This is a genomic window from Geomobilimonas luticola, assembly GCF_018476905.1.
Classification (GTDB): Bacteria; Desulfobacterota; Desulfuromonadia; order Geobacterales; family Geobacteraceae; genus Geomobilimonas; species Geomobilimonas luticola.
Window position 1 is genome coordinate 1 of record NZ_JAHCVK010000030.1, and the last position, 392, is coordinate 392.

Annotated in this window: 1 protein-coding gene; it reads left to right on the forward strand. The window is 67.3% G+C overall.

The annotated features are described in order from the left end of the window. Window positions 1–392, forward strand: a 392-nt coding sequence (locus KI810_RS17170) for a sodium:solute symporter family transporter (protein WP_425513911.1), incomplete at both ends; no start/stop codon positions are given.

Genomic DNA, 392 nt, shown 5'->3' on the forward strand with positions numbered 1-392 from the left:
GCCGGCCAGCGCTTCCTGGAGCCGGCCCTGTTCATGAAGGCACCGCTTGATCAGATCTCCCTCGGTATGGCCCTGGTGCTCGGCACCGCCGGCATGCCCCACATCCTGATGCGCTTCTTCACCGTGCCGACCGCCCAGGCGGCCCGCAAGTCCGTCATCATCGCCATGTGGATCATCGGCGGCTTCTACGTCCTGACCACCCTGCTCGGCTTCGGCGCCGCCATCCATGTCACGCCGCAGGGGATCTCGGCAGTTGATGCCGGCGGCAACATGGCCACCCTGCTCCTGGCCCAGCAGTTGGGCGCGGACATCGCCCCGATCGTCGGCGACATCTTCCTCGCCTTCCTCTGCTCCGTTGCCTTCGCGACGATCCTGGCGGTCGTCTCCGGCCT